The organism is Streptomyces capitiformicae (genome assembly GCF_002214185.1).
Taxonomy (GTDB): Bacteria; Actinomycetota; Actinomycetes; order Streptomycetales; family Streptomycetaceae; genus Streptomyces; species Streptomyces capitiformicae.
Genome location: NZ_CP022161.1, coordinates 3,357,692 through 3,381,516 on the forward strand (window position 1 = coordinate 3,357,692; position 23,825 = coordinate 3,381,516).

Annotated in this window: 25 protein-coding genes and 1 pseudogene; 8 read left to right on the forward strand and 18 right to left on the reverse strand. The window is 70.3% G+C overall.

Going from position 1 to position 23,825, the window contains the following annotated elements:
• Positions 1–148: 148 nt before the first annotated feature.
• Positions 149–685, reverse strand: a complete 537-nt coding sequence (locus CES90_RS14855) for a DUF4396 domain-containing protein (protein ID WP_189785458.1) — start codon at positions 683–685, stop codon at positions 149–151.
• Positions 686–1,015: 330 nt separating this feature from the next.
• Between CES90_RS14855 and CES90_RS14860 the strand changes: the two genes are divergently transcribed.
• Positions 1,016–1,912, forward strand: a complete 897-nt coding sequence (locus tag CES90_RS14860; RefSeq protein WP_189785457.1) for a DUF5134 domain-containing protein — start codon at positions 1,016–1,018, stop codon at positions 1,910–1,912.
• Between the two features lie 95 nt (positions 1,913–2,007).
• Here CES90_RS14860 and CES90_RS14865 read toward each other — a convergent pair whose 3' ends face one another.
• The 12 genes from CES90_RS14865 to CES90_RS14920 all read right to left on the reverse strand — a co-directional run bounded on the left by CES90_RS14865 (position 2,008) and on the right by CES90_RS14920 (position 13,822).
• Positions 2,008–3,036: a tyrosinase family protein gene (locus CES90_RS14865; protein ID WP_189785456.1), complete on the reverse strand. Its 1,029-nt coding sequence runs from the start codon at positions 3,034–3,036 to the stop codon at positions 2,008–2,010.
• Positions 3,037–3,563: 527 nt separating this feature from the next.
• Positions 3,564–4,535 (reverse strand): ABC transporter substrate-binding protein, encoded by a 972-nt coding sequence (locus tag CES90_RS14870; RefSeq protein ID WP_189785455.1) that lies wholly within the window; start codon positions 4,533–4,535, stop codon positions 3,564–3,566.
• A gap of 20 nt (positions 4,536–4,555) precedes the next feature.
• Positions 4,556–5,347: a formylglycine-generating enzyme family protein gene (locus CES90_RS14875; protein WP_189785500.1), complete on the reverse strand. Its 792-nt coding sequence runs from the start codon at positions 5,345–5,347 to the stop codon at positions 4,556–4,558.
• 86 nt (positions 5,348–5,433) lie between these two features.
• Positions 5,434–7,794, reverse strand: a complete 2,361-nt coding sequence (locus tag CES90_RS14880) for an arylsulfatase (protein WP_189785454.1) — start codon at positions 7,792–7,794, stop codon at positions 5,434–5,436.
• Positions 7,795–7,921: 127 nt separating this feature from the next.
• Positions 7,922–8,791 (reverse strand): LysR family transcriptional regulator, encoded by an 870-nt coding sequence (locus tag CES90_RS14885; protein ID WP_189785453.1) that lies wholly within the window; start codon positions 8,789–8,791, stop codon positions 7,922–7,924.
• Positions 8,792–8,853: 62 nt separating this feature from the next.
• Entirely contained in the window at positions 8,854–9,252 is a 399-nt protein-coding gene (locus CES90_RS14890) for an ArsR/SmtB family transcription factor (RefSeq protein ID WP_189785452.1), read from the reverse strand.
• 63 nt (positions 9,253–9,315) lie between these two features.
• Positions 9,316–9,792: a response regulator transcription factor gene (locus CES90_RS14895; RefSeq protein ID WP_189785451.1), complete on the reverse strand. Its 477-nt coding sequence runs from the start codon at positions 9,790–9,792 to the stop codon at positions 9,316–9,318.
• A gap of 20 nt (positions 9,793–9,812) precedes the next feature.
• Positions 9,813–9,968: a response regulator gene (locus tag CES90_RS14900; RefSeq protein ID WP_189785450.1), complete on the reverse strand. Its 156-nt coding sequence runs from the start codon at positions 9,966–9,968 to the stop codon at positions 9,813–9,815.
• A gap of 92 nt (positions 9,969–10,060) precedes the next feature.
• Positions 10,061–10,993, reverse strand: a complete 933-nt coding sequence (pstB, locus tag CES90_RS14905; RefSeq protein WP_229914102.1) for a phosphate ABC transporter ATP-binding protein PstB — start codon at positions 10,991–10,993, stop codon at positions 10,061–10,063.
• 5 nt (positions 10,994–10,998) lie between these two features.
• Positions 10,999–11,904: a phosphate ABC transporter permease PstA gene (gene pstA / locus CES90_RS14910; RefSeq protein ID WP_189785449.1), complete on the reverse strand. Its 906-nt coding sequence runs from the start codon at positions 11,902–11,904 to the stop codon at positions 10,999–11,001.
• Positions 11,901–12,848 (reverse strand): phosphate ABC transporter permease subunit PstC, encoded by a 948-nt coding sequence (gene pstC / locus CES90_RS14915; protein WP_189785448.1) that lies wholly within the window; start codon positions 12,846–12,848, stop codon positions 11,901–11,903. Before pstC ends, pstA begins: the two co-directional genes overlap by 4 nt.
• Positions 12,845–13,822 (reverse strand): PstS family phosphate ABC transporter substrate-binding protein, encoded by a 978-nt coding sequence (locus CES90_RS14920; protein WP_229914101.1) that lies wholly within the window; start codon positions 13,820–13,822, stop codon positions 12,845–12,847. Before CES90_RS14920 ends, pstC begins: the two co-directional genes overlap by 4 nt.
• A gap of 291 nt (positions 13,823–14,113) precedes the next feature.
• On the opposite strand from CES90_RS14920, the gene CES90_RS14925 reads away from it, so the two are divergent.
• Both CES90_RS14925 and CES90_RS14930 read left to right on the forward strand, forming a co-directional pair.
• The gene (locus CES90_RS14925) at positions 14,114–15,496 is read left to right on the forward strand and encodes a hypothetical protein (RefSeq protein ID WP_189785497.1); all 1,383 of its coding nucleotides are present in this window, start codon (positions 14,114–14,116) and stop codon (positions 15,494–15,496) included.
• 154 nt (positions 15,497–15,650) lie between these two features.
• Positions 15,651–16,124 (forward strand): YxiG-like protein, encoded by a 474-nt coding sequence (locus CES90_RS14930; RefSeq protein ID WP_189785447.1) that lies wholly within the window; start codon positions 15,651–15,653, stop codon positions 16,122–16,124.
• Between the two features lie 19 nt (positions 16,125–16,143).
• On the opposite strand, the gene CES90_RS14935 is transcribed toward CES90_RS14930, so the two are convergent.
• Complete coding sequence (locus CES90_RS14935) at positions 16,144–16,707, reverse strand: DM13 domain-containing protein (protein WP_189785446.1); 564 nt, start codon at positions 16,705–16,707, stop codon at positions 16,144–16,146.
• A 94-nt stretch (positions 16,708–16,801) separates the two neighbouring features.
• On the reverse strand, positions 16,802–17,539 hold the full coding sequence (locus CES90_RS14940) for a flavodoxin family protein (RefSeq protein WP_189785445.1): 738 nt from the start codon (positions 17,537–17,539) through the stop codon (positions 16,802–16,804).
• 124 nt (positions 17,540–17,663) lie between these two features.
• Between CES90_RS14940 and CES90_RS14945 the strand changes: the two genes are divergently transcribed.
• Positions 17,664–18,674, forward strand: a complete 1,011-nt coding sequence (locus CES90_RS14945) for an NAD-dependent epimerase/dehydratase family protein (RefSeq protein WP_189785444.1) — start codon at positions 17,664–17,666, stop codon at positions 18,672–18,674.
• 19 nt (positions 18,675–18,693) lie between these two features.
• Here CES90_RS14945 and CES90_RS14950 read toward each other — a convergent pair whose 3' ends face one another.
• Positions 18,694–19,806 carry a sensor histidine kinase gene (locus tag CES90_RS14950; protein WP_189785443.1) on the reverse strand — a complete coding sequence of 371 codons (1,113 nt, stop codon included), beginning with the start codon at positions 19,804–19,806 and terminating at the stop codon, positions 18,694–18,696.
• A complete protein-coding gene (locus CES90_RS14955; protein WP_229914100.1) occupies positions 19,803–20,588 on the reverse strand; it encodes a response regulator transcription factor in 786 nt (261 codons plus the stop codon). The genes CES90_RS14950 and CES90_RS14955 overlap by 4 nt, the downstream gene beginning before the upstream one ends.
• A 123-nt stretch (positions 20,589–20,711) precedes the next feature.
• Here CES90_RS14955 and CES90_RS14960 point away from each other — a divergent pair, with 123 nt between their 5' ends.
• The 4 genes and pseudogenes from CES90_RS14960 to CES90_RS14975 all read left to right on the forward strand — a co-directional run.
• Positions 20,712–21,422, forward strand: coding sequence for a glycosyltransferase family 2 protein (locus CES90_RS14960; protein WP_189785442.1), 711 nt, complete (start codon positions 20,712–20,714; stop codon positions 21,420–21,422).
• Entirely contained in the window at positions 21,419–22,036 is a 618-nt protein-coding gene (locus tag CES90_RS14965; protein ID WP_189785441.1) for a TIGR04282 family arsenosugar biosynthesis glycosyltransferase, read from the forward strand. Before CES90_RS14960 ends, CES90_RS14965 begins: the two co-directional genes overlap by 4 nt.
• On the forward strand, positions 22,033–22,797 hold the full coding sequence (locus CES90_RS14970; protein ID WP_189785440.1) for a class I SAM-dependent methyltransferase: 765 nt from the start codon (positions 22,033–22,035) through the stop codon (positions 22,795–22,797). The genes CES90_RS14965 and CES90_RS14970 overlap by 4 nt, the downstream gene beginning before the upstream one ends.
• 143 nt (positions 22,798–22,940) lie before the next feature.
• Positions 22,941–23,240 (forward strand): annotated as a pseudogene (locus CES90_RS14975) (SRPBCC family protein); the annotation flags it as partial.
• 24 nt (positions 23,241–23,264) lie between these two features.
• Here the strand turns inward: CES90_RS14975 and CES90_RS14980 are convergent.
• Entirely contained in the window at positions 23,265–23,633 is a 369-nt protein-coding gene (locus tag CES90_RS14980) for an ArsR/SmtB family transcription factor (RefSeq protein ID WP_189785439.1), read from the reverse strand.
• Positions 23,634–23,825: the final 192 nt, after the last annotated feature.

The following is a 23,825-nucleotide window of genomic DNA, read 5'->3' on the forward strand; positions in this document are numbered from 1 at the left end:
ATCGCGAAGAACTCACCCCGACGACATGGCTACCGTCTCGGCGGTGTCCATCCCGGGCAGACCGTGTCGCGGAGCCTGCTCCGATCCACCTCCGGCCCGCCTCCGACCGAGTTGCCGACACGAGGCCATGGCGGTGACCTGGGCCAGCTCAGTGGTGGGCGTGGACGACCGCGTGGCCCTTGCCGCGGCCGATCATCCACTTGTTGACCGGGGTCGTGATCAGGAAGGCGACGCCGAATCCGCCGAGCAGCGCGGACCAGAACAGCCCGTCCGCCAGATGGGCGTCCATCGCGCCCGGCGTGAGGGCGATGATCGCGTTGTCCACGAACTCCATCACCGCGATCGAGACCGTGTCGGCGGCCAGCGCCACCTTGATCGCGGCCCTCAGGTTCAGGCCCGCCCGGAGGACCGCGAACAGGGTGAACGAGTAGCCGAAGAGGAACGCGAGCCCGATCGCCAGGACCATGGTGGGCACATTGCCCCACAGCAGGGCGGTGCCGATCACCATGCCGAGGATCTCGCCGATGGCGCACCCGGTCAGGCAGTGCAGCGTCGCCTTCGCAGCCGTACCCCAGGACGCTCCGGCGTGCCCGCCCTGGTGCGCCGCCTGGTCGGCGGAAGCGTGGTGGCCCGCGTGAGTGGCGTGGTCGTGCGTCGTTCCGGTGTGGTGAGCGCTGTCATCCATGACCTTCATCCCCAATCCCGTCCAGTGTGACCCGTTCCGTGGCCGGCCCACACCAGGAACGTATACCCCCTAGGGGTATCCATCAAGGGGGAGTGAGGAGAACCCCTGAAGCGGTCCGAGCCGGCGTCGGACACCCATGACGCCGTGCGGCGGGCCAGGCGCGTCACCGGCCAGTGGCCGCGATCCATGGACCCTCTGAGAACTCTGGCGCCCCGAGACGTACTAGGGGTCCTGGAAGCTGATGACTTCGAGGTGACGCAGCCGGGCGCACAGCGGCCGACGACCGTCCCCGTGTCAGCCCGCCCGAGCGGGACAACGGGAAGAGTGGATATGGGAACTCTTGCTCTGAGCTGGTCCATCGCGGCGGTGGCGACCCTCGTTGCCGCCGTGAGCGCGGTCCGGGTGATGACCACCAGAGGCGAGGCCCGGTTCGCGGCGGGCGGTGACCTGCTGATGGGTCTGTCCATGGCCGTGATGGCCCTGCCCATGACAGTGGCCTGGTACGCGGAGTACGGCCTGTGGTGGTCGGCGGCGTTCGCCGTCATGGGGCTCGGTGGTGTCGCGCTGGCCGTCAAGCACACGCGCGAGTGCGGCTGGGCGTACGGCCGCCACTGGGTACACCTCATCGTCGGCAGCTTCGGCATGGTGATCATGACACTGGCGATGACGAGCACGTCCTCCGGGACCGTGCTCGCCCTGGGCCACGGTCACGCCATGGCCGGAATGCCGGGCATGGACCACACGGGAGGCGCGCAGCACGCCGCAGGAATGGAGCACTCCGCCGGCATGGAGCACTCCGCCGGCATGGAGTCCATGCCGGGCATGACCGCCCATGCCGCCACCGCCGGGGCCGACACCTCGTCGTCCGCGATCTGGCGCTGGGTGATCGCCGCGCTCGCCCTCTACTTCCTGTTGTCGATCGCCGCGTCCGTGTGGACGCGCGTGCGCGGTGAGAAGAGGAGCGGTACGAAACCGAACAGCCACGCCGACGGCCGCGAGAGCGGTCGGCGGGACAGCTGGGCCCGCTGGCTGCTGACCATGCCGGACACGGTCGTCGTGTACCTGGCGTCATTGTCGCTCTCCGCGTGGGACAGGACCCGCCCGGCGGAGCGTGGTCGACACAGCGGCCGGCGCCGCCGGATCGGCGCCGCTCCCGAGGCGGCCCTCGCCGCTCATATCGGCATGGGCGGAACCATGTCCGCCATGCTGCTGATGATGGCCGCCTGACAGGGAGTGCACGGCACGATCACGGACCTGCTGGCCGAGGCGGTGCGAACCGGCGATGTGCGGGACGACATCCCACCCGACGAACTCTCCGGGACCTACTGATAGGAGTAGCCCAGGACGGTGATGTCCTTGACGGTGTCGGTGGTGAGGCCGCCGGCGGCCGGGGTCCACCAGGGGTCGAGGCCGGCGTCGGCGCCGGTGACGTCGGGGCCGCCGCTGTGGGTCAGCTGCCACTGGTCCCAGATACGGTCCACGTTGGCGTGCAGCAGGAAGAAGATCGGGTCGCGCGACGAGGTCATGGGCTGGCTGAGCGTCCCACGGCACCAGTTGTGCACATTGTTGTGGGCGACGATTTCCAAGCCGTTCGGCTGTACTCCGGCCATCGCTCTTCCGAACGTGAAGGCGGTGTACGTGGGCCGGGCCAGGAGCCCGTCGATGGTCGCCTGGGTCGGCAGACCGCTGGTCGCGGGAGTCGGCCGGGTGACGCCGCTGGGCTTCCACACCCAGTCGGGGCGGGCGTGGTCGTTGGCGTAGTCCCAGTAGGGAACCGTGACCGCCGGGTCGACCGAGCGGAGCAGATCCTCGAACTTCAGGCAGTAGGCGCGATGCCAGGGCAGGAAACGCAGGGTGGCGACGGGCCCCATCCCGTGCATCGTGTGGTGCCGGTGGCTCATGTCCTCGTGGTCGGCCACGAGTTGTTTGTACGCCGGCTTGCCATCGAGCTTACGCAGCACCTCGTTGAACCGGTCCCGCTCGGCGGTGCTCAACTGCCGGTGGTCCTTGCGTACCCGCTGGGAGGCCCGCACGAGCCTCGCCACCAGGGAGCGGAGATCATGCTCCGTCACCATGGGCGCGGGCATCGGCGCCGTCCCGGCGACCACGTTCCACCCGGCTTCGCCGAGCCCGGCCGGGGCCATGTGAGCGGCAGGGCCGGCCGCCGTCGGCGCGGGCGGCGGCGTGACCGGCGCGGCGGGCAGCCCGTCCGTCATCATCCGGTTCAGGCGCAGACCGACCTCCTCGTTGTCGATGAGCTGGCCAGGCTCCCATTCCGAGGCGATCTCGAACGCGACCGCGGCAGTGGGGAAGCCTTCTGCCACCGCCGGCGCCACCTTTTTGGGACTCATACGCTGTTCACTCCTCACTCCCGGCTACCCACACCTCTTCCGGTCGGGCCACCCCACCCACTCTGGGCGGAACCCCTCCGGACGGCGACCGCAGCGAGCCGAACGGACCAGCGGGCAGGGCTAGGGCCGCGCAGCCCTGATTCCAACTACTCGGTTGACGCACCGGGTTGGGAAGTGATCGGCGACCGAGGCGCTCTCACGGGGGGGAAGAGGACATGCGCTTGCGGCGGATGGTCCCTGTTGGTGCGGTTGTCGTTGCTCCGGTGACGGGCAGCGCATGCACGAGCGACAGCTCACCGAGTGATTCGGCTTCACCGACCACCGGTAGCGGTGGGGAGGCGGCATCCGCTTTGCCGAGCGGCTGGCCGAGGTGGCGGACCGACACGGTGCCACCGCGCACCAGACAGGCCTGGCCTGGCTGCTGGCCTCCTCCCCGGCTGTACGTGTCCCGGGGAGCGGGCGCGTGAGGCCGGCCGGGGGTGTGGCGAAAGTCCCGCACAGCACCCCCTGGCGGGTCCCCTGGCAGGTCAGCCGAGCCACGCCTCGACCTTGTCGGGGTTCGCCTCGACCCACTTCTTCGCCGCCGCCTCCGGTGTCATCTTGGCGAGCGCGATGTCCTTGGCGATGGTGTTCTGGTCGGTGTTGGTCCACTTGAAGTTCTTCACCAGGTCGTAGGCCGGGCTGCCGGACTGTGCGAACCGGGTGCTGACGATCTTGTCGAGGTCGAACACGGGATAGTCGCAGGCGACCTTCGCCGGGTCCGCGTCGCAGCCTGCCGTGTGCTTGGGCAGGTCGATGTGGACCAGCGGCACCTCCGAGAAGAACCACTGCGGCTCGTAGAAGTAACCGATCACCCACTTCTTGTTCTTCTCGGCGTCCCGGAATGCCTGGATCAGCGCGGTCTCGCTGCCCGCGTACACCACCTTGAAGTCCAGCTTCAGGTTCTTCACCAGGGACTCGTCGTTGGTCTGGTACGACGGGTCGCCGTCGAGGAGCTGGCCCTTGCTGCCCGACTCGGAGGTCTTGAAGTTCGAGGCGTACTTGTTGAGGTTCTTCCAGTCGGTGATGTCCGGATACTTCTTCGCGATCCACGGGGGGATGTACCAGCCGATGATTCCCTTGTTGCCGGTCGGGCCGAGGTTGACGGCGGTCTTCTGCTCGGTGATGTATTTCTTCTTCAGGTCGTCGTGGCCCCAGTTCTCCAGGATGGCGTCGACCTCGCCCGTCTCGAACCCCTGCCAGCCGATCTCGGCCTTCAGGTCTTTCTTGACGACCTCGCAGCCGAGTTCCTTCTCCGCGACGTAGGCCACGACCGCCGCGTTCGCCTCGTAGCCCACCCACGGGTTGACCGCGAGGTTGAAGGTGCCGCACTTGCCCGAGTCGCCGGCCGCCACGGCGGAGTCGTCGCCGACCTTCGCCCCACCACAGGCGGTCAGGGTGAGACCGAGTACGGCCATCCCCGCCGCGCCGGAACGCCACTGTCCTGCTCTCTTCGCCATGGTCCTGCTCCTTATAGAGGTCACGTCATGTCCAGGGCGCACCGGAACCCCACATTGCCGGTTGCCGAGTCCGGGAAAAGGCCCTGCCGCGCGGCGACCCGGTAGCGGCGGCAGTAGGAGGCGTGACAGAGGTAGGAGCCGCCCTTGGCGACGCGCTGCCCGCCACCGAAGGCGTCCTCGCACCATTCCCAGACGTTGCCGGTGGCGTTGTACAGGCCGAAGCCGCCTGGCTCGTAGGCGTCGACCGGACAGGTGCCGTACCAGGCGTCGGCCGTCGGGTGCCGGTTCGGGAAGTCGCCCTGCCACACGTTCATCCGGGGACGGCCGCCCGGCTCGAACTCGTCGCCCCAGGGGAACACCTTCGCGTGCAGCCCGCCGCGGGCGGCGCGTTCCCATTCCGCCTCGGCGGGCAGGCGTTTGCCCGCCCAGGCGCAGTAGGCGCGGGCGTCGTCCCAGTCGACATGGACGACCGGATGATCCGCCCGGTCCTCCCAGGTGGAGTGCGGCCCGTCGGGACGACGCCAGTCGGCGCCCTCGACCTGTCGCCACCAAGGCGCGGCCGCCACCCCCCGGGTGGGCGGGAAGTCGTCCGGGAGCAACCCGGCGAACACGAACGACCAGCCGATCCGCTCGGCGGAGGTGCGGTACCCGGTGTCAGCGGTGAAGCGTGCGAACTGTGCGTTGGACACCGCGCAGGCGTCGATCCAGAAGGCGTCGACGTACACCGTGCGCACCGGGCCCTCCCCGTCTGCCGGGTAGGAGAGCGGGTCCTCGCTGCCCATGAGGAACTCTCCGGCGGGGACGGCCACCATGCCCTCGGTGGCCGCCGGGAGAACGGCGGTCTGCCGGAGTTCCGGTGTCCGGTCCGCCGCCCGGTCGCCGGACGGCGTGCAGCAGCTCACTGCGCCCCCATGACGCGCCGGTGCAGTCCGCCGTCGCACTCGGACGATTCGGCGCTCCGGGCGTCCACATCGACGCGCACCGTGCGAATGGTCCCGGTGAACTCGTTGTCGAGGACGGCGTAGTCGTCGGTCACCGGTGTACTCAGGTCCACTCCGACGTCGAGTGTCTCGTCGAAGGAGAAGTAGTACGCGATGGTCCGCTCGATGCGTCCGGTCGCGTGCTTCTCTCCGTCCACCAGGAGGGTGGCGGTCCCGCCCTTGCCGAGTCCTCCGCCGTCGTAGTCGAACTCGAGCCGGATCTCGTGCCGTCCCGGTGGCAGGGGTTCGCCGCCGCGCACGGTGTACAGGCTCATGCCGAAGTAGTTGTAGGCATAGGCCGGCCTGCCCTCGGTGAAGTACAGCGTCCAGCCGCCGAATCGGCCGCCCTGCGCGATGATCACGCCCTCGGCCGCAGTCTCCGGCAACTCGACGTCCGCCGTGATGCTGTGCGAGCGGTTCTTGACGTTGGGTGTGGTCTCCTCGGTGAACCGCCGCATTCCCGCGCGATAGGTGACGGACGTCCGGTCACCGAGCAGATCGATACGGCCGGCCATGGCCGGGTTCTCCCGCTCGGTGACCCGGTCGTCCAGGGGGAAGACCTGGTACTTCGCCGCCTCGATCAGGAACAGGTCCTGCAGCCGGCGCAGTTTCTCGGGGTGTTCGGCGGCGAGGTCGCGCGCCTGGCTCCAGTCCTCGCGCAGGTCGTAGAGCTCCCAGACGTCGTCGGCGAACCTCCGGTGCTTGTCCGGCACCATCTCCCAGGGGATGCCGTGCCGGGTGACCGCCATCCAGCCCTCGTGGTAGATGCCCCGGTTGCCGCACATCTCGAAGTACTGGGTACGGCGATGCTCGGGAGCGTGGGGATCGGCGAGCGTCCGCCGCATGCTCGTGCCCTCGACGGGCTGCTGCGGAACCCCGTCCACGCTGAACGGTGCCGGGACTCCCACACAGTCCAGGATCGTCGGCAGCACGTCGATCACATGCGAGAACTGGTGGCGCAGGCCGCCGCGCTCGGGGATCCCCCGCGGCCAGTGCAGGATCATGCCGTCCCGGGTGCCGCCGAAGTGCGAGGCCACCTGCTTCGTCCACTGGTAGGGGGTGTTCAGCGCCAGCGCCCAGCCCGCCGGGGCGATCGGGTAGCTGAGCGGGCCGCCGATCTCGTCGATGTGGTCGATCATCTCGTCCGGGTCGTCCACCACGCCGTGGCCCAGCCGGTGCTCGACGATCGTCCCTTCGATGCCGCCTTCGCCCGAGGCGCCGTTGTCGCCCAGGATGTAGAGGAAGAGGGTGTTGTCCAGTTCGCCGAGTTCCTCCAGCGCGTCGACGAACCTGCCGACCTGCACGTCGGCGTGTTCGGTGAACCCGGCGAACGTCTCCATGAACCTGGCCGCCAGCCGGTGCTGGTTGTCGGTGAGTTCGTCCCAGTGGGGAACGCCCTCGGCCCATGCCGCGAGTTCCGTCTCCGGGGGGACGACTCCGAGTTCCTTCTGCCGCTCGAGGGTCAGTTCACGCTGCCGGTCCCAGCCGTGATCGAACCGTCCGCGGTACTTCTCCTGCCATTCCCGGCCGACGTGCAGCGGCGCGTGCGCGGCACCCAGCGCGAGGTAGGTGAAGAACGGCCGGTCGGGGGTCAGCGTGCGCTGGGTGCGCACCCAGTCGATGGCGTGGTCGACGAGGTCCTCGGACAGGTGGTAGCCGTCCTCGGGCCGGCGATCCGGCTCGACCGGAGTGGTGCCCTGGTACAGCAGCGGGTACCAGTGGTTCATCTCGGCGCCCATGAACCCGTAGAAGGTGTCGAACCCCTCACCGGTGGGCCAGCGGTCGAACGGCCCGACCGCGCTGATCTCCCGCGGCGGGGTCTGGTGCCATTTGCCGAAGGCGGCCGTGCTGTAGCCGTTGCCTTGCAGGATCTGGGCCATGGTCGCCGCGCTGCGCGGCCGGAACCCGTTGTACCCGGGGGCCGCGGTGGTCATCTCGGTGGTGCCGCCCATGCCCACCGAGTGATGGTTGCGCCCGGTCAGCAGGGCCTGCCGGGTAGGCGAGCACAGGGCGGTCACGTGAAAGCGGGTGTAGCGCAGCCCGTTGTCGGCGAGCCGCTGCGCGGCCGGCATCTCGCACGGTCCGCCGAAGGCACTGGAGGTGCCGAATCCGAGGTCGTCGACCAGCACGATCACCACGTTCGGTGCGTCCGCGGGCGGCGGGACCGGGCCGATGGGAGTGAAGGGGGTCGCCTGGTCGTGGACGTCCATCGTGGTCGTCAGCGGGCGGCTGGTGTCGGGGCGCGGAAGTATGTGCCGTCCGCCGTCGAATTCATTCATTCATTTCTCCGATTCGCTGCCCCGGAAAAGTCTCAGTTGTCACCGAGGCCGGTCAACAAGTCACCTTGAATTCCCGCGAACCAGTTTTGAATGAAGGCAATAGAAAACTTCTATACCTGCTGGACGATCAGTCCCGGGCCAGGTCCACGAACGCCTGGGCCGCGGGGGACAGCGGACCCGACCGCCACACCAGTCGGCCGTGGCGCAGCAGCCGCGGCCGGTGGGACAGCATCCGGGCCCCGCGCAGCGCGGCGTCCCGGGCCATGGAAGCGGGCAGCAGGGAGGCACCGACGCCGGAGAGGACCAGCGGCACGATCATCGCGCGGTGCGCGGTCTCCACCGCGATCCGCGGTGCGACGCCCAGCGCGGTGCACAGGTCGTCCACCGCCGCCCGGGTCTCGGTGCCCGGCGGTGTCACGATCAGGTCCAGCGCCGCCAGTTCGCGCGAGGTGATGGTGTCGCCTGCCGGATGCGGGTGGTCCGCGGGCAGCACGACGTGCATCTCCTGCGCCGGCAGGTCGATCCCGCGGAGGTCCGCCGTGCTCACCGAGGCGTCCACCAGACCGAGTTCGCACGTCCCGGCCGCGACCATGTGCGCCACGGCAGGTCCCCGCTCCGGGTCCATGACGCGCACGGAGACCTTCGGATGCGCGTGATGGAAGCGCCCCAGCATGCCGGCGAGCGGATCGACCGACAGGGTCGTCTGCGAAACGATGTCGAGCCGGCCGCCGCTGAGCCCGAGGACCTCCCGGACCGATGAGCCGGCCGTGGACAGGTCGCGCAGCACCTGCTGGGCCGGCCGGACCAGCGCCTCACCGGCCGCGGTGAGGGCGACGCCGTGCGGGAGGCGGTGAAAGAGCCTTCCGCCGAATTCGCGTTCCAGGGACCGGATCGCATGCGACAGCGAGGGCTGCGCGACATGGAGCGCGATGGCCGCGGCCGTGAATCCGCCGTGCTCGACCACGGCGAGAAAGTACTCCAGCTGACGTCGCTCCATCGGGTCTCCGTAGTAGGTCCGCGATTTTGGGCGGCTCAGCGGGGTGAAGGACTCGGTGGCGGTCAGGCGGCCGCGTTTTCCGTGGGCTCCGGCTCGCCGGCTGGGTCCAGTATCTGCCGTACGCGGCGCACGCCGTCGTGGTGGATGGAGTACCAGACCCACGTGCCGCGGCGCTCGCGGTCCAGCAGACCGGCGTCGGTCATGACCTTCAGGTGGTGGCTGACGGTCGGCTGGCGCAGCCCGAGGCATGCGGTGAGGTCGCAGACGCACGCCTCGCCCTGGGGAGCGCGCTCGATGAGCCGGAACAGCTGCAGCCGGGTGGGGTCGGCTATGGCCTTCAGCATGGTGGCCAGCCGCTCGGCCTCGTCGCGGTCGATCAGGAGGCAGGCCAGCGAGGGAGCACAACCTGCCGCCTCACCCTCCTCCGCCTCCGACGCCGCGTCATACATAGTGATGCTCATCTATTCAGGCTAAGCATCGATCAGACGTTCCCTGGACGCCCGAAGATTCACCCCGCCACTTGTTCACCCAGCGTTCACCTTCCTTCGGGCGGGAACGCTGTCGCTGTCCTCCCGTCCGCACTCCAGCCGGTAGCCCATGCCGGCCTTGGTCAGTTCGCGGCGGCTGACGACCTTGTCGGGGCGCTCCATGAGGTAGCGCAGCTGCGGGAACTCGCGGACCGGCAACAGAAGCGACCGGCCACGTACGAAGACGTGGAATCCGGGGATGTCGAGCTCGATGTCACCGGCCACGAGTGTCTGCGCGGCGTCGGCCTCGGGGACGGCCGCGGGGGTGTTGTGGAAGTCCTGTGCGGTGCCCGCGCCCGCCGCGGAAGCGGTTGGTGTCACAGCCGGTGTGTGCCGGGCGCCGTGGTTGCCGTGCGGGACGGCTCCGGCCTCCTGGGCCGCCGTCGCCTCTGCCGCGCCGTCGGGTCCGGCGCCGACGATGGCCGGTACCGGATGGAGTGTGGCGATCAGCACGGTGACCTGTACGGCCCCCACCACCGGCAGTGGGGCGCCGACTAGAGCAGGGCTTCGGCGCCGTCGTGGCAGACCAGGGTCCGTACGCCTGCCGCCGTGAAGCGGGCCAAGGCCCTCCGGGCGATCTCAGGGTCCGGTTCGGCCAGCAGCAGGTCGGGGGGATTGCCACTCGTCAGCGCCTCCGGGACCGCTGTCACCAGCCGTCTCCGGTGGCTGATGTGGCTCGGGTGTCAGCCGTAGTACTCCTGCGTGTGGTGCGCAAAGGAGGCGGACGCCGTTCGGCAGAACGTCAGCCGAAGCGGCCGGTGATGTAGTCCTCCGTCCGCCGGTCCGCGGGGTTCTCGAAGATCTTCTCCGTGGTGTCGTACTCGACGAGCCGCCCGTGCCGTACACCCTCGGTGTCGACGTCCGCGGTGAAGAAGGCGGTGTAGTCGGAGATGCGGGCGGCCTGCTGCATGTTGTGGGTGACGATGACGATGGTGAAGTCGGCCGCCAGTTCCGCCATCAGGTCCTCGATACGGGCGGTGGCGATGGGGTCGAGCGCGGAGCAGGGCTCGTCCATGAGGATCACCTCGGGCCGCACCGCGATGGCGCGGGCGATGCACAGCCGCTGCTGCTGCCCGCCGGACAGGGCGAGCGCGCTCGACTTGAGCTTGTCCTTCACCTCGTCCCACAGGGCGGCGCTGGTCAGTGCCTCCTCGACCAGGTCGTCGAGATTGCCCTTCATACCGTTCACGCGCGGCCCGTAGGCGATGTTGTCGTAGACCGACTTGGGGAACGGGTTGGGCTTCTGGAAGACCATGCCGATGCGGCGGCGCACCTCGATGGGGTCGACCTCGGCGTCGTACAGGTTCTCGCCGTGGTAGGAGACCTTGCCGGTGACGCGGGCTCCGGGGATCAGGTCGTTCATCCTGTTCAGGCAGCGGATCACGGTGGACTTGCCGCAGCCGGACGGGCCGATCATCGCGGTGATCTGGCGGCGCCCCATGGTCATCGTGACGTCACGTACGGCCTGGTGGTCGCCGTACCAGACGTCCAGGTCGGAGATGTGGAACACCGGGTCGTCGAGGGAGGGTTCGGGGCGTCCGCGGCGGCGGTCACCGATCGCCAGGGACAGCGCGCGCCCCTCCGGAGCGGGCTTACCAGCGGGGTTGTCAGCGGGTTTACCAGCGGGGTTGTCAGCGGGCTTACCAATGGGGCTGTCAGTGGGGCTGTCGGTCATGGCGGTCACCAGCGCTTGCTGAAGCGGTTGCGCAGCCAGATCGCGGCCGCGTTCATGATCAGGAGGATGGCCAGGAGGATCACGATCCCGGCCGCGGCGAGGTGGTGGAACTCCTCGCGGGACTGGCTGATCCAGCCGAAGATCTGGATGGGCAGCACGGTGTACGCGCTCTCCAGCCCCTCCGGGTTGAACGCCACGTACGTCACCGCGCCGAGCAGCAGCAGCGGCGCGGCCTCGCCGATCGCCCGGGACAGGGCGAGGATCGAGCCGGTGGCGATACCGGGGACGGCGGCCGGGAGGACCTGCCGCCAGATCGTCTGCCACCGCGTCGCGCCGAGCGCCAGCGATGCCTGTCGGATGGACTGCGGTACGGCCCTGATGGCCTCTCTGGAGGCGATGATGACCACGGGCAGGACGAGCAGCGACAGGGTCAGCGAGGCCGTCAACACCGTGGTGCCGAGGGCGAGTTGGCGGGCCAGCAGCCCGAGTCCCAGGATGCCGTAGATGATCGAGGGCACGGCGGCCAGGTTCTGGATGTTCAGCTCGATCAACCGGTTGTACCAGCGGTTCGGATCGGCGTATTCCTCCAGGTGGATCGCCGCCATGATGCCGGTGGGCAGACAGAACAGCGCGGTGAACGCGATCACCCAGATCGTGCCGAAGATGGCGGACTGGGCGCCGGCGCGCTCGGGGCGGCGGATGGAGGGGAAGTTGTTCCACAGCCGGGAGTCCAGCCGCGGCCATGCCTCGACGAGTACGTAGGTGAGCAGTACGCCGAGGAAGATGATCCCCACGGCCAGGCAGCACAGGAGCAGCACGCGGAACGCGCTCTCGTCGGGCCGGAAGCGCGGGCCGGCGAGCTTGCGGGGCGCGGCCGGCGAGGGCGGTTCGGTGACGCGGACGTAGGTCACTCGTACACCTCCCGGTACTTGCGCACCAGGCGGATGCTGATCATGTTCATCACGAAGGTGATGACGAACAGCAGAGCGCCGACGGCGAAGATCGTCTTGTACTCGAAGGACTGCACCGGGACGTCGCCCGAGCCGGCCTGGGCGATGAAACCGGTCATGGTCTGCATCGCGTCCAGCGGATTCCAGCTGAGCACGGCCTGGTTGCCGGAAGCGATCGCGACGATCATCGTCTCGCCGATGGCGCGTGAGATGCCCAGCACGCAGGCGGCGACGATCCCGGACAGGGCGGCCGGGACGACGACGCGCACGGACACGACGCGCCTGCCCGAGCCCAGCGCGTAGGCGCCGTCCCGCAGCGCGTCCGGTACGGCGGACATGGCGTCCTCGGACAGCGAGGCGATCGTCGGGATGATCATCACGCCCATGACCAGGCCCGCCGCCAGCGCGTTCTGGAAGTCGGGGCCCGTCCCGCCCGGCCACCACTCGCGCAGCCGCGGGGTGACGAAGCTGAGCGCGAAGAAGCCGTAGACGACCGTCGGCACCCCGGCCAGCACCTCGAGCGTGGGCTTGAGGGCTTTCCGGACGCGCCGGTCGGCGTACTCGCTCAGGTAGATCGCCGCACCCAGGCCCACCGGGACGGCCACGGCCAGCGCGATGACCGTGATCAGCATCGTGGCGCTCAGCAGCGGCAGCACGCCGTACCGGGGCGAGCTGAACAGCGCCGTCCACTCGGTGCCGCCGAGGAAGTCGGCGAGGCTCACCCTCTCGAAGAACTCGACGGCGGGCGGGATCAGCGAGACCACGATGCCGACCGTCGTGGCGACGGACACCAGGGCGGCCACCAACAGCAGCCCTTGGACGGCCCGTTCGCCATAACGCGGCCTGGCCCGCCGCAGGGACCGGGGCCCGTTCCCCGCGGGGGCCTTGAGGGTTGGCGAGGTCACTTCGCCGATTCCTTCAGCTTGTCGAGGGCTTGCTCGAGCTCGGTCTCCTGCTCGCTGTTGAGCGGAATGAACTTGGCGTCCTCGGCGATGGCCTTGTTGTTCTCGACGTAGTACTCGACGAACGCCAGCACCTCTTCCCGCTCCAGCGCCTTGGCCGACGGGTAGATGAACAGCGGCCTGGACAGCGGCGCGTACTCGCCGGTCTGCGCGGCCTCGGCGCCCGGTGCCACACAGCCCTCACCATTGTCGATCTTCAGGGCCTTCAGCTTGTCGGTGTTCTCCTCGTAGTACGAGAAGCCGAAGTAGCCCAGACCGCCCCTGGAGCCCGCGACGCCCTGCACGGTGACGTTGTCGTCCTCGGACGGCGAGTAGTCGGTGCGGGAAGCGCCCTCCTCACCGTTGATCACGTCGGTGAAGTAGTCGAAGGTGCCGGAGTCGGTGCCCGCGCCGAACAGTTTCAACGGCTCGTCGGGGAACTTCGCGTCGATCTCGTTCCAGTTGTTCACCTTGGACCCGGGTTCCCAGATCTTCTTCAACTGCTGCACCGTCAGACAGTCCACCCACTCGGCGTCCTTGTTCACCACCACGGTGAGCGCGTCGTTGGCTACCTGGAACTCGTCGTAGGTGACGCCGTTCTTGTCGCAGGCGGCCTTCTCCTCGTCCTTGATCGGGCGGGAGGCGTCGGAGATGTCCGTCTCGCCGTTGCAGAACTTCTCGAAGCCGCCACCGGTGCCCGAAGTACCCACCGTGACACGGACCTTGGGCTGCTCCTCGGCGAAGAGCTCGGCCGCGGCCGTGGTCAGCGGTGCCACGGTGCTGGAGCCGTCCACCTTGACCGAGCCGGACAACTGCTCGCCGTCACCACCGCCGGTCGTGCCCGCGTCGGCACCGCCGCACGCGCTCACGGCCAGCAGCACAGCAGCCGTCAGAGCCAAGGGAGTCTGGGCCCGGCGCGACGGAGTGGGAATGTTCACGTGACTCTCGATCCTCGTGTCCGCCGGTGCCTTCCGGCCGTGTGGATGAGGTGCGCAGAGCGCGCCAAAAGGACTCTTGGATCGAATCTAGTCGATGTGGACGAAAGCCGTATGAACGACTCACCAACCGTGAACCATAGCCGTTCAACGCCGGAGAGGTCGTGCCGGACGCGTGCCGGTAATTCTCATGCGTCGATCCGCGGCACCCCCATACGATCCCTTCGCCGCCCGTACATCAGTGCGCATCAGAGCAGCGTGCGGGCGCATCCAAACGGGAGGGACCACTTGACCATGTCCTTCGGCGCGCGATCGCGTGCTGTCCTCGCTTCTCTGGGAACCCTCGGCCTGGCACTCGCCTCCGCGCCGTCCGCGAACGCGGCCGACGGGACGCCCACCACGCCCACCCAGTTGTTCAACGGCTACCGGCACTGCTCGACCGACGCGGACCGGCCCTCGTACCGCTGGGCCGGCGAAGGCCTCGTCGTCGAGGGCATCCCCGGGACCACGGACACCACCGGCAACTCCCTGGTCGGCGTGCGGTATCAGGCCTGGCCGGTCACCGACCCGACGCGGATCACGACGGTCACCCGCGACCGCGTCACCCCCGGCTTCGAGGCCCCCGTCACCCTGCCCGCCAGTGCGCTCGCCGACGGGCAGACCTACGCGTGGCAGGCGCAGACGGTGGTCGGGGACGCCGTCTCGGACTGGTCGGCCCCTTGCTATGTCACGATCGACAACACCCGCCCCGCGAACGCGCCCACCATCACCTCACCGAACTACCCGCCGGAGGAGTGGAACCAGGGCGGCGAGCCCGTCACCTTCACACTGAACGCGAACGGCGTCGACGACGTCGAGGGCTTCGAGTTCTCCTGGCAGCAGGATCTCCCGGTCATCGGCACGCCCATCGGCGACCACGGCATTCCGCAGCCCGTCGACCCGTACTCGGACACGCGCTACTTCAAGCGCGCCGACGCGCTCGGCGGTTCGGCCACGCTCAACCTGGTCCCGCCGAGGGGCTCCGGCCCGATGACCCTGTGGGTGCGGAGCCTGGACCGGGCCTACAACGGATCGGCGATCACCAGCTACACGTTCCGCGTCAGCTCCACGGCGCCCACCGTCACCCCGGCCGTCCCGTCGCCCGAGTTCGGCGAGCCGACCGAGTTCACGCTCCGGCCCGAGGCGGGACTTCAGTCGAAGAGTCCGGTCGTCAGTTACTCCGTGGAGACCGTCGGCGGTCAGAACGACAAGACCGTCGACGTCGCGGCGGCGGCGGACGGCACGGCGAAGGTGGAGCTCACGCTGGACGGCATCTACAACGAGTCCCTCCGGGTGACCAGCAAGAGCGCGAACGGCTGGGTCAGCGACGCGGCATCGTGGCACATCAGCTACGACACCACCCCGACCGTCGCCTCGGACGTCTACCCCGAGAACGGTTCGGGCGGCGGTGCGGGCGTCCCGGGCACCTTCACGTTCACGCCGAAGGTGAAGGACGTCATGAGCTACACGTACTCCTTCGACGGTGACCCGGAGGTCACGGTCGCCGCGGGCGCCGACGGCAGGGCGAGCATCGACTGGACCCCGCCGGCGGACGGTTTCCACTACGTCACGGTCTACGCGACGACCGGCTCCGGCATCCGACTGGCGCCCTACGACTACTTCTTCAGCGTGAGCTGACACCTCGTTGAGGCGCCCTGACGGCGGTCGACGGCGGTCGACGGTATGGACGACGAGGCCGCCGACAGGGCGTCGAAGGTGTCAGTGTGGGGATGCGCTTCAACTCCCCCGTAAACGGGGGAGCACTGCGCAAGATCAGGGGTGGAACGGCGGGATGGACACCGCGGTACTTGAACAGATGCTGGACGAGACCTTCGATCACGCCGTCGTGCACCACGGATACACCAGCTACCTGCGCGACTATGAGGTCGTCGTCTACGCGACTGCGGATCCCCGTACCGACGTCGAGCCCGCCTACCTGCGGTATCTCTTCCGGTACTGCGTCGAGGCCCGGTGCGAGTCGACGGTGCCGCCCGAGACCTGGCGCGTCTCCCTGGACGACCGCCTCATCGACCATGAGACCGATGTCGACCTCGACGGATACGTCTGGGGTGCGAGGTGGCACGCCTTGTACCCGGGCGCGAAGCTTCTCCCCGAGTCGGAAGCGACCCGCCGTTGGGCGCAAGCCGTCGGGATCGACTTCCACGAGGTCTGCATCGAGACCAACGCGCAGCGACTCACCCTGCTCTTCTCAGACCTACAGGTCAGCGAAGTTCCGACCGGGTACGCCCCCTTCACCGCGGACTAGACCGTGAGGTCTCGTACGGCTATGTGTTGCTGAGTCGCGCGGCGCCGAAGGAGACGTCGAAGCGGTCGCACCAGATGGTGACGCTGCTGTAGCGGGCCGGGTCCACGTCTTCGGGCAGGGTGTAGTTCTGGCTGCCTTTGTTGCCCTTGAGCTTGCCGAGGCTGACGTATGCGCCGTCGTCGAAGACGTGCCAGCCGGCGCGTCCCTCCTTCACCGGTGCGTCGGTCAGCCAGACGCGCAGGTCGGGACCGTTGCTGGTGTCGAGCCCCTCCAGGCGGACCACATGGCTGCCGTCGGCCAGCCGTACGAGTTTCACGGTGCCGGACGTCGCGTGCTCGTGGCTGATCAGTTCGCCGCTCGCCAGCGTCGTCGGGCCGGCGGGGGCCGGCGTGGAGGACATCTCGGACGACGGTGGCTGTGACGGTGACGGTGACGACGCGGGCAGCGCCTCCTGGACCGTCTCGTCCTGCCACAGCTTCCACGGCTGGAACCAGTACAGCCCGAAGCCCGCCCCGGCGACCGCGACCACCAGCACGCCGATCACCCACGGCCTGACCAGTGCGTTCCGCTTCGACCGTCCCATACCGCCCCTCCTGGAGGTCAGACTCAATCCGCCTCCCATTCAACGCACGGGAGCGGCCGTCCGGGGGTGCGTGGCGGATGACGAAACCCTTACGTCAGCGGTGTTCGGGGTTGTCCGCGCCCGGGCGGCAGCCGGCGTCCCACTGCGAGCGCTGGTTGCCGTGAGCCGGGACGCCTCCGGCGCGCTTCAGCAGGGCGGCGAGATGCATCAGGTTCCAGGTCATGAAGCTGGTGTTGCGGTTGGTGAAGTCGTTCTCCGGGCCGCCCGAGCCCGGGTCGAGGTACGACGGCCCGGGGCCGGCCGCGCCGATCCAGCCGGCGTCCGCCTGGGGCGGGATCGTGTAGCCGAGGTGCTGGAGGCTGTAAAGGACGTTCATCGCGCAGTGCTTGACTCCGTCCTCGTTGCCGGTGATGAGGCAGCCGCCCACGCGGCCGTAGTAGGCGTACTGGCCCTGGGAGTTGAGCAGCGAGGAGCAGGCGTAGAGGCGCTCGATGACCTTCTTGGTGACGGAGCTGTTGTCGCCGAGCCAGATCGGCCCGGCGATGACCAGGATGTCCGCGGCCATCACCTGCTCGTACAGCGCGGGCCACTCGTCCGTCACGAAGCCGTGCTCGGTCATGTCCGGGTAGACGCCGGGCGCGATGTCGTGGTCGACGGCGCGGATCTCGGATGCGGTGACCCCGCACGACATCATGATCGCCGCGCTCTTGTCGATGAGGCCCTGGGTGTGGCTGAGCTGCGGGGACGGTTTGAGGGTGCAGTTGATGTAGAGGGCGGTCAGGTCGTCGAAGCGGTACGGGGTGCCGGTGGAGGGGGAGGGTGAGGGTGTCATGGGGGCAGCGTCTCGCGCGGCTTCCGCCTTGTCCCGGTCCGACGCACCCCCGCACGCCTTACGGAGTCATGACGTACGGGCCCGGTCCCGTGGTGCGGCGTCGGTGCGGGCCTAGCGTGGCCGTATGCGTGTACTGGTCACCGGCGGTGCCGGGTTCATCGGGTCCCATGTGGTCGAAGTGCTGGCGGCGCGCGGACACGAGGCGCTCGTGTTCGACGTGCGGGAGGATCCCGCCGCCGACGTGCGCGACCCGGCGGCCGTCCGCCGCGCCCTCGCCGGGGTGGACGCCGTGTGTCACCAGGCCGCGATGGTCGGGCTCGGTGACGGGGTCGCCGACGCGGCGGAGTACGTCTCGCGCAACGACCTCGGTACGGCCGTGCTGCTCGCCGCCATGGCGGAGGCGGGCATACGGCGTCTCGTGCTCGCCGGGTCGATGGTCGTCTACGGGGAGGGGCGGTACACGTGTGTACGGCACGGGGTCGTACGGCCCGGCCCGCGTGCCGTCGCCGACCTCGACGCGGGCCGGTTCGAGCCCGCGTGCCCGGCGTGCGGGGACGACCTCGTCCCCGGCCTGGTCGGCGAGGACGCCCCGGCCGATCCCCGGAACGTGTACGCGACGACCAAGCTCACCCAGGAGCACCTGGCCGCCGCCTGGGCCCGGTCGACGGGAGGTTCGGCGGTCTCGCTGCGCTACCACAACGTGTACGGGCCGGGGATGCCGCGCGACACCCCGTACGCCGGTGTCGCCTCCTTCTTCCGCTCGGCGCTCGCCCGGGGCGAGGCACCGCGCGTGTTCGAGGACGGGCGGCAGCGGCGGGACTTCGTGCACGTCCGTGACGTGGCGGCGGCGGGCGCGGTGGCGCTGGAGGCGGAAGCCGCCCCGGGTCTGCTCACGGCGTACAACACCGGCAGCGGTGACCCGCACACCGTCGGCGAGATGGCACGGGCGCTGGCCGCCGCGTACGGCGGGCCCCAGCCGGTCGTCACCGGCGAGTACCGGCTCGGGGACGTACGGCACATCACGGCGGACTCGTCGCGGCTGCGGGCGGAAACGGGGTGGAAGCCGGAGGTCGGGTTCGAGGAAGGGATGGCGGAATTCGCGCGCGCCGGAATGCGCGGCGCGCAGGCCCTGTGACCGGTGGTGCTGCCCGTGTTCAGGAAGCGGCGGCGGGCAGCACCACCTCGAAGCGGCAGCCGCCGGGGATGTTGCGTACGGTGGCCCGGCCCTGGTGGGCCTCCACGATGCCGCGGACGATGGCGGGGCCCAGGCCCGCGCCGGCCGGGGGCGTCCGGGCGTGGGTGCCGCGCCAGCCGGTGTCGAAGACGCGCGGCAGGTCCTCGGGCAGGATGCCACCGCAGCTGTCCGTCACCGACAGGACCACGCCCTCGGCGGTACGCTCGGCGCCGATCGCGACCGTGCCGTCGGCCGGGGTCCGGCGGATGGCGTTGACCAGCAGGTTGCCCAGCACCCGGCTCATCTCCTTGCCGTCCACCTCCACCGGTACCGGCTCGATACGGCCTCCCACCAGCCGCACCCCGTGTTCCCGGGCGAGCGGGTCGGCTCCCGCCAGCGCGTCGCCGACCAGGTCGTACAGGGAGATCCGGCTGGGCGTCAACGGCAGGGTGCCGGCGTGGATGCGGGAGAGTTCGAAGAGGTCGCCGACCATGTCGTTGAGGCGTTCGACCTCGGTGCGGATCTGCTTCAGATAGCGGGCGGGGTCCGCGGCGACGCCGTCTTCCAGGGCCTCCGACATGGCGCGCAGACCGGCCAGCGGGGTGCGCAGGTCGTGCGAGATCCATGCGACGAGTTCGCGCCGGGACGTCTCCAGCGCGCGTTCCCGCTCCCGGGATTCGGCGAGCCTGGCGCTCGTGGCGGCCAACTCGCGGCTCAGGTACTCCAGTTCGGCGGTGGCCGGGCCGTCGGGGGCGGCGAAGTCCCCGCCGTCGCCGAAGGAGCGTGCGGCCACGGCGAGTGCGCGGCTGCGGGCGACGACCCAGCGGCCCAGCACCAGCGCGGTGGCCAGGGAGACGACGGCCGCCATGGCGACGACGGTCGTGACGACCGTCAGGTCGTGCGGCGACAGGAACATCGCCCAGGCGACGGCGAGCGTGCCCGCGAGCATCGCGACGACCCCGACCGCCGCGACCACGGTGAGCGAGGCGGTGAGCGAGCGGCGCCGGATCAGGCGCAGTACGCCCGCTCCGGCCAGTCCGCTGGCGGCGGCACCGGCGAAGGCGTACAGGGCGATGAGGAGGGTGTCGTTCACGGTCGGTTCTCCTCCCCGCCGTCCTGCCCGGTGGCGTCGAAGCGGTAGCCCACGCCCCACACGGTCTGGATCAGGCGGGGCCGGGCCGGGTCGTGCTCGACCTTGCCGCGCAGGCGGCGGACGTGGACCGTGACGGTCGACAGATCGCCGAAGTCCCACCCCCACACCTCGCGCATCAGGTCCTCGCGGCTGAACGCCCGCCCCGGGTGGCGCAGAAAGAAGGAGAGCAGGTCGAACTCGCGGATGGTGAGGGCGAGTTCGGTGCCGTTCTTGGTGGCGCGGCGGGCCGCCGGGTCGATGGTCAGGCCGGCCGCCCCCAGCCGGTGCTGCGCGGTGGCGGCGGGTCGGCTGCGGCGCAGCACCGACTCCACGCGCAGGACGAGTTCCCGGGGGCTGAAGGGCTTGGTGACGTAGTCGTCGGCGCCGACCTCCAAGCCCAGGATGCGGTCGTCCTCGTCGCCGCGGGCGGTGAGCATGATGACCGGCACGGGGCCGCGACCGCGCATCCGCCGGCACACCTCCAGACCGTCCATGCCGGGCAGCATCAGGTCGAGCACGACCAGGTCCGGCCAGTGCGCGGCGGCACGGGTGAGGGCGGTCGGGCCGTCGTCGGCGCGGTCGACGACGTAACCGGCGCGGTCCAGATACCCGGCGACGACCTCGGCGACGGTCGGATCGTCGTCGACGACCAGGATCCGGGGGATCCGGGGGGACCCGTCCGCCGCCACGGGGGACCCGTCGGCGGTTTGCGCCCCGATGGGCTCGTACGGCTGCTGCTGCATGCCCCCAGCGTGACACCGGGCCGCCGCCGGTGGTGTGTCCGGGGAGCGCCTCGGGCTCCGACGTCCGCGTTTCGTAAGGAGCGGAAGTCCGGTATGCACCTTTCGCGTTCGTAGGGTGAAAGGGTGACCACGACACCTTCGGACGTCGACGTCGACGTAGTGCTGCCCTGCCTGAACGAGGCCGAGGCCCTTCCCTGGGTGCTCGAACGGATTCCGCCGGGCTGGCGCGCCCTCGTCGTCGACAACGGTTCCACTGACGGCTCGGACCGGGTCGCCCGCGCGTTGGGCGCGACGGTCGTGCACGAGCCGCGCCGGGGTTTCGGCGCCGCCTGCCACGCCGGGCTGACCGCCGCAACGGCCGACGTGGTGTGCTTCTGCGACTGCGACGCCTCCCTCGACCCGTCGCTTCTCGTCCCCTTCGTACGGGAGGTACGGGACGGGCGGGCCGACCTGGTGCTCGGCAGGCGCCGCCCGCGGGGCCGGGGCGCGTGGCCCGCGCACGCCCGCGCCGGCAACATCGCGCTCGCGCGGATGCTGCGCCGCCGCACCGGGCTGCGCCTGCACGACCTCGGTCCGCTGCGCGCTGCCCGCCGCGAGCCGCTGCTCGCCCTCGGCCTCTCCGACCGGCGCAGCGGCTATCCCCTGCAGATGGTCGTCCGCGCGGCCGACGCCGGCTGGCGGATCGCCGAGCACGACGTGCCGTATCTGCCGCGCACCGGGGCCTCGAAGGTGACGGGCACCTGGCGCGGCACCTGGCAGGCCGTACGGGACATGAGCCGCGTTCTCGCCGAAACGTCCGGCGAGGCTCCGGAAGTCGGAAGGGGCGTACGGTGACCACACTCCTCGTCATCGCCAAGGAGCCCCTGCCGGGGCGGGTGAAGACCCGGCTCACCCCGCCGTTCACCCCGTGGGAGGCCGCGGAGCTCGCCGAGGCCGCGCTCCAGGACACCCTGTGGGCGGTGGCGGCCGCGTCGGCTCGCACGCGGGTGCTGGTGCTCGACGGGGAGCCCGGCTCCTGGCTGCCGCCCGGCTTCGACGTCGTGGCGCAGGGCCCCGGCGGTCTCGACGAACGGCTCGCGGAGGCCTTCGCCCGGTGCGCCGGGCCCGCCCTGCTGATCGGCATGGACACGCCGCAGGTGACACCCGCACTGCTCGACGTCGACTTCGCCGACTGCGACGCGTACTTCGGGCCGGCGGAGGACGGCGGCTTCTGGGCCCTCGGACTGGCCGAGCCCGACCCCGCCCTGCTGCGGGGCGTGCCCATGTCGACGCCGTCGACGGGGGCCGTACAGCGGGAACGGCTCGTCGCCGCCGGGCTGCGGGTGCGCGATCTGCCCCGCCTGCGGGATGTCGACACCGCCGCCGACGCCGACGCCGTGGCCACGCTGGCCCCGCACGGCCGTTTCGCGCGGCGGCTGGCCCGGTGCGCGGCGACGAAGCGCTCATGAGCGCACCACGTGTCGCCGAGCCGTCCGCGGCCTGGGCCGCCGCCGACCCCTACGCCTCAGCCCTGCGCGCCGGCCGCGGCCCGCTGTTCCTGCGTCGCGCGGACGGGTGGCTGCTGCCGTTGGAAGTGGAACGCTGGTGCGCCCGGGCCGACGCGGTCGACCGGGACGTGCTGGAGCGGTGCGAGGGGACCGTACTGGACGTGGGGTGCGGGCCCGGACGGTTGGTGGCCGAACTCGCCGGCCGGGGCCGGGCCGTCCTCGGCATCGACGTCAGCGAGGCCGCCGTCGAGCACACCCTGCGGCTCGGGGGCCGGGCGCTGCACCGCTCGGTCTTCGAGCCGCTGCCCGGCGAGGGCCGCTGGGACACCGTCCTGCTCATGGACGGCAACATCGGCATCGGCGGCGACCCGCGCGCCCTGCTGGACCGGGTGGCCGGGCTCCTGCGCCCCGGCGGCCTGCTGATCGCCGAGACCGCCCCGGTGGACGTCGACGAACGCGTACGCGTCCACATCACCGATGCCCACGCCACCGTCAGTGCCCCCTTCACCTGGGCGCGGCTCGGCACCCGCGCGCTGCTCCGGTACGCGCGGGGCTGGGAGCGGGCCGGTCAGTGGACGTCCGGCGGACGGCGCTTCGCCGCCCTGCGCAGTCCCGGCAGCCGCAGCGCCGGCAGCAGCGCCGAGCCGCCGAAGAGGACGGCGGTGATCAGCAGCCAGAGGGCGAGGAACACGTCCGCCGGCAGGCCGGTGGCGGACTCGTAGCGCCGCTCCACCCTGCCGCCGATCAGCGGGAACCACACGAGAAGGAGCAGCCCGGACAAGGCCGCCGGCACGCGCACGTACGGCACCCGGTTCCGGCGCCGGACCGCGCCGAGTCCTCGTACGACCGCCCGGTCCAGCGCCGTGTAACCGGCGAGGTCACGCGTACGGCGTACTTCCTGGGCCGGCGCATCGACTACGTGCTGCGGGTCGCCGCGTACGACCCGCCCCGGCTGCTGGACATGATCTCCGTGGCGGGCCCGATGCCCATGCACGTCACCTACGCCTTCGAGCCCCACCCGCGCGGCACGCTCGCCCGCATCCGGGTGCGGGGCGGCGGAGGAGGCTTCTACCGGCTGGCGGCACCGCTGCTGGGGCGACAGGTCCGCGCCAACCTCGCCAAGGACCTGCGCGACCTCGAAGCGAGACTCATGGCACAGGGGTGAGACCCCGGCGGCGTCACACCCTCGCTACGACGGCGGCCTCGGCTCCCCCTGTGCCTCTCCCTGCGCGGCCCGCAGGTCGGCGAGGAGTTCGGCCTGGCCGGCCAGTACACCGGACAGGATCGTCCGTGCCACCCGCAGCAGCTCGGCGACGTGCGGGCTGGTGAGGGAGTAGTAGACGGTCGAGCCCTCCTTGCGCGTCACCACCAGGTTCGCGCGCCGGAGCACGGCGAGTTGCTGGGAGAGGTGCGCGGGTTCGATGCCCACCTCGGGCAGCATCTCGGCGACCGCGTGCTCGCGCTCGCTCAGCAGCTCCAGGACCCGGATGCGTGCCGGGTGGCCGAGCGTCTTGAAGAACTCGGCCTTCAGTTGGTACAGCGGCGTACTCGTACTCATCGTGCCGTCGCCTCCCCGACCCAACACCTGCACCAACAGCGCGGCCCTACCGGCCGGGCCCCGGCGCATCGCATCCATCCACTCGTCGACAACATGCGGCCCATCCTCGCCTGCGGCGGTCATGGTCGTGAACTTCCCTGTGTGTGCCGCCCCTTGGGTGACAGGGGCAGGTGGACTCAAAGGGGCAACTCG

Bases quoted from the DNA above. Each gene is read 5' to 3' on its own strand.
- CES90_RS14855 (WP_189785458.1), bottom strand. From the start codon at position 685: ATGGATGACAGCGCTCACCACACCGGAACGACGCACGACCACGCCACT.
- CES90_RS14860 (WP_189785457.1), top strand. From the start codon at position 1,016: ATGGGAACTCTTGCTCTGAGCTGGTCCATCGCGGCGGTGGCGACCCTC.
- CES90_RS14865 (WP_189785456.1), bottom strand. From the start codon at position 3,036: ATGAGTCCCAAAAAGGTGGCGCCGGCGGTGGCAGAAGGCTTCCCCACT.
- CES90_RS14870 (WP_189785455.1), bottom strand. From the start codon at position 4,535: ATGGCGAAGAGAGCAGGACAGTGGCGTTCCGGCGCGGCGGGGATGGCC.
- CES90_RS14875 (WP_189785500.1), bottom strand. From the start codon at position 5,347: ATGGTGGCCGTCCCCGCCGGAGAGTTCCTCATGGGCAGCGAGGACCCG.
- CES90_RS14880 (WP_189785454.1), bottom strand. From the start codon at position 7,794: ATGAATGAATTCGACGGCGGACGGCACATACTTCCGCGCCCCGACACC.
- CES90_RS14885 (WP_189785453.1), bottom strand. From the start codon at position 8,791: ATGGAGCGACGTCAGCTGGAGTACTTTCTCGCCGTGGTCGAGCACGGC.
- CES90_RS14890 (WP_189785452.1), bottom strand. From the start codon at position 9,252: ATGAGCATCACTATGTATGACGCGGCGTCGGAGGCGGAGGAGGGTGAG.
- pstB (WP_229914102.1), bottom strand. From the start codon at position 10,993: ATGACCGACAGCCCCACTGACAGCCCCATTGGTAAGCCCGCTGACAAC.
- CES90_RS14925 (WP_189785497.1), top strand. From the start codon at position 14,114: ATGTCCTTCGGCGCGCGATCGCGTGCTGTCCTCGCTTCTCTGGGAACC.
- CES90_RS14930 (WP_189785447.1), top strand. From the start codon at position 15,651: ATGGACACCGCGGTACTTGAACAGATGCTGGACGAGACCTTCGATCAC.
- CES90_RS14935 (WP_189785446.1), bottom strand. From the start codon at position 16,707: ATGGGACGGTCGAAGCGGAACGCACTGGTCAGGCCGTGGGTGATCGGC.
- CES90_RS14940 (WP_189785445.1), bottom strand. From the start codon at position 17,539: ATGACACCCTCACCCTCCCCCTCCACCGGCACCCCGTACCGCTTCGAC.
- CES90_RS14945 (WP_189785444.1), top strand. From the start codon at position 17,664: ATGCGTGTACTGGTCACCGGCGGTGCCGGGTTCATCGGGTCCCATGTG.
- CES90_RS14955 (WP_229914100.1), bottom strand. From the start codon at position 20,588: ATGCAGCAGCAGCCGTACGAGCCCATCGGGGCGCAAACCGCCGACGGG.
- CES90_RS14970 (WP_189785440.1), top strand. From the start codon at position 22,033: ATGAGCGCACCACGTGTCGCCGAGCCGTCCGCGGCCTGGGCCGCCGCC.
- CES90_RS14980 (WP_189785439.1), bottom strand. From the start codon at position 23,633: ATGAGTACGAGTACGCCGCTGTACCAACTGAAGGCCGAGTTCTTCAAG.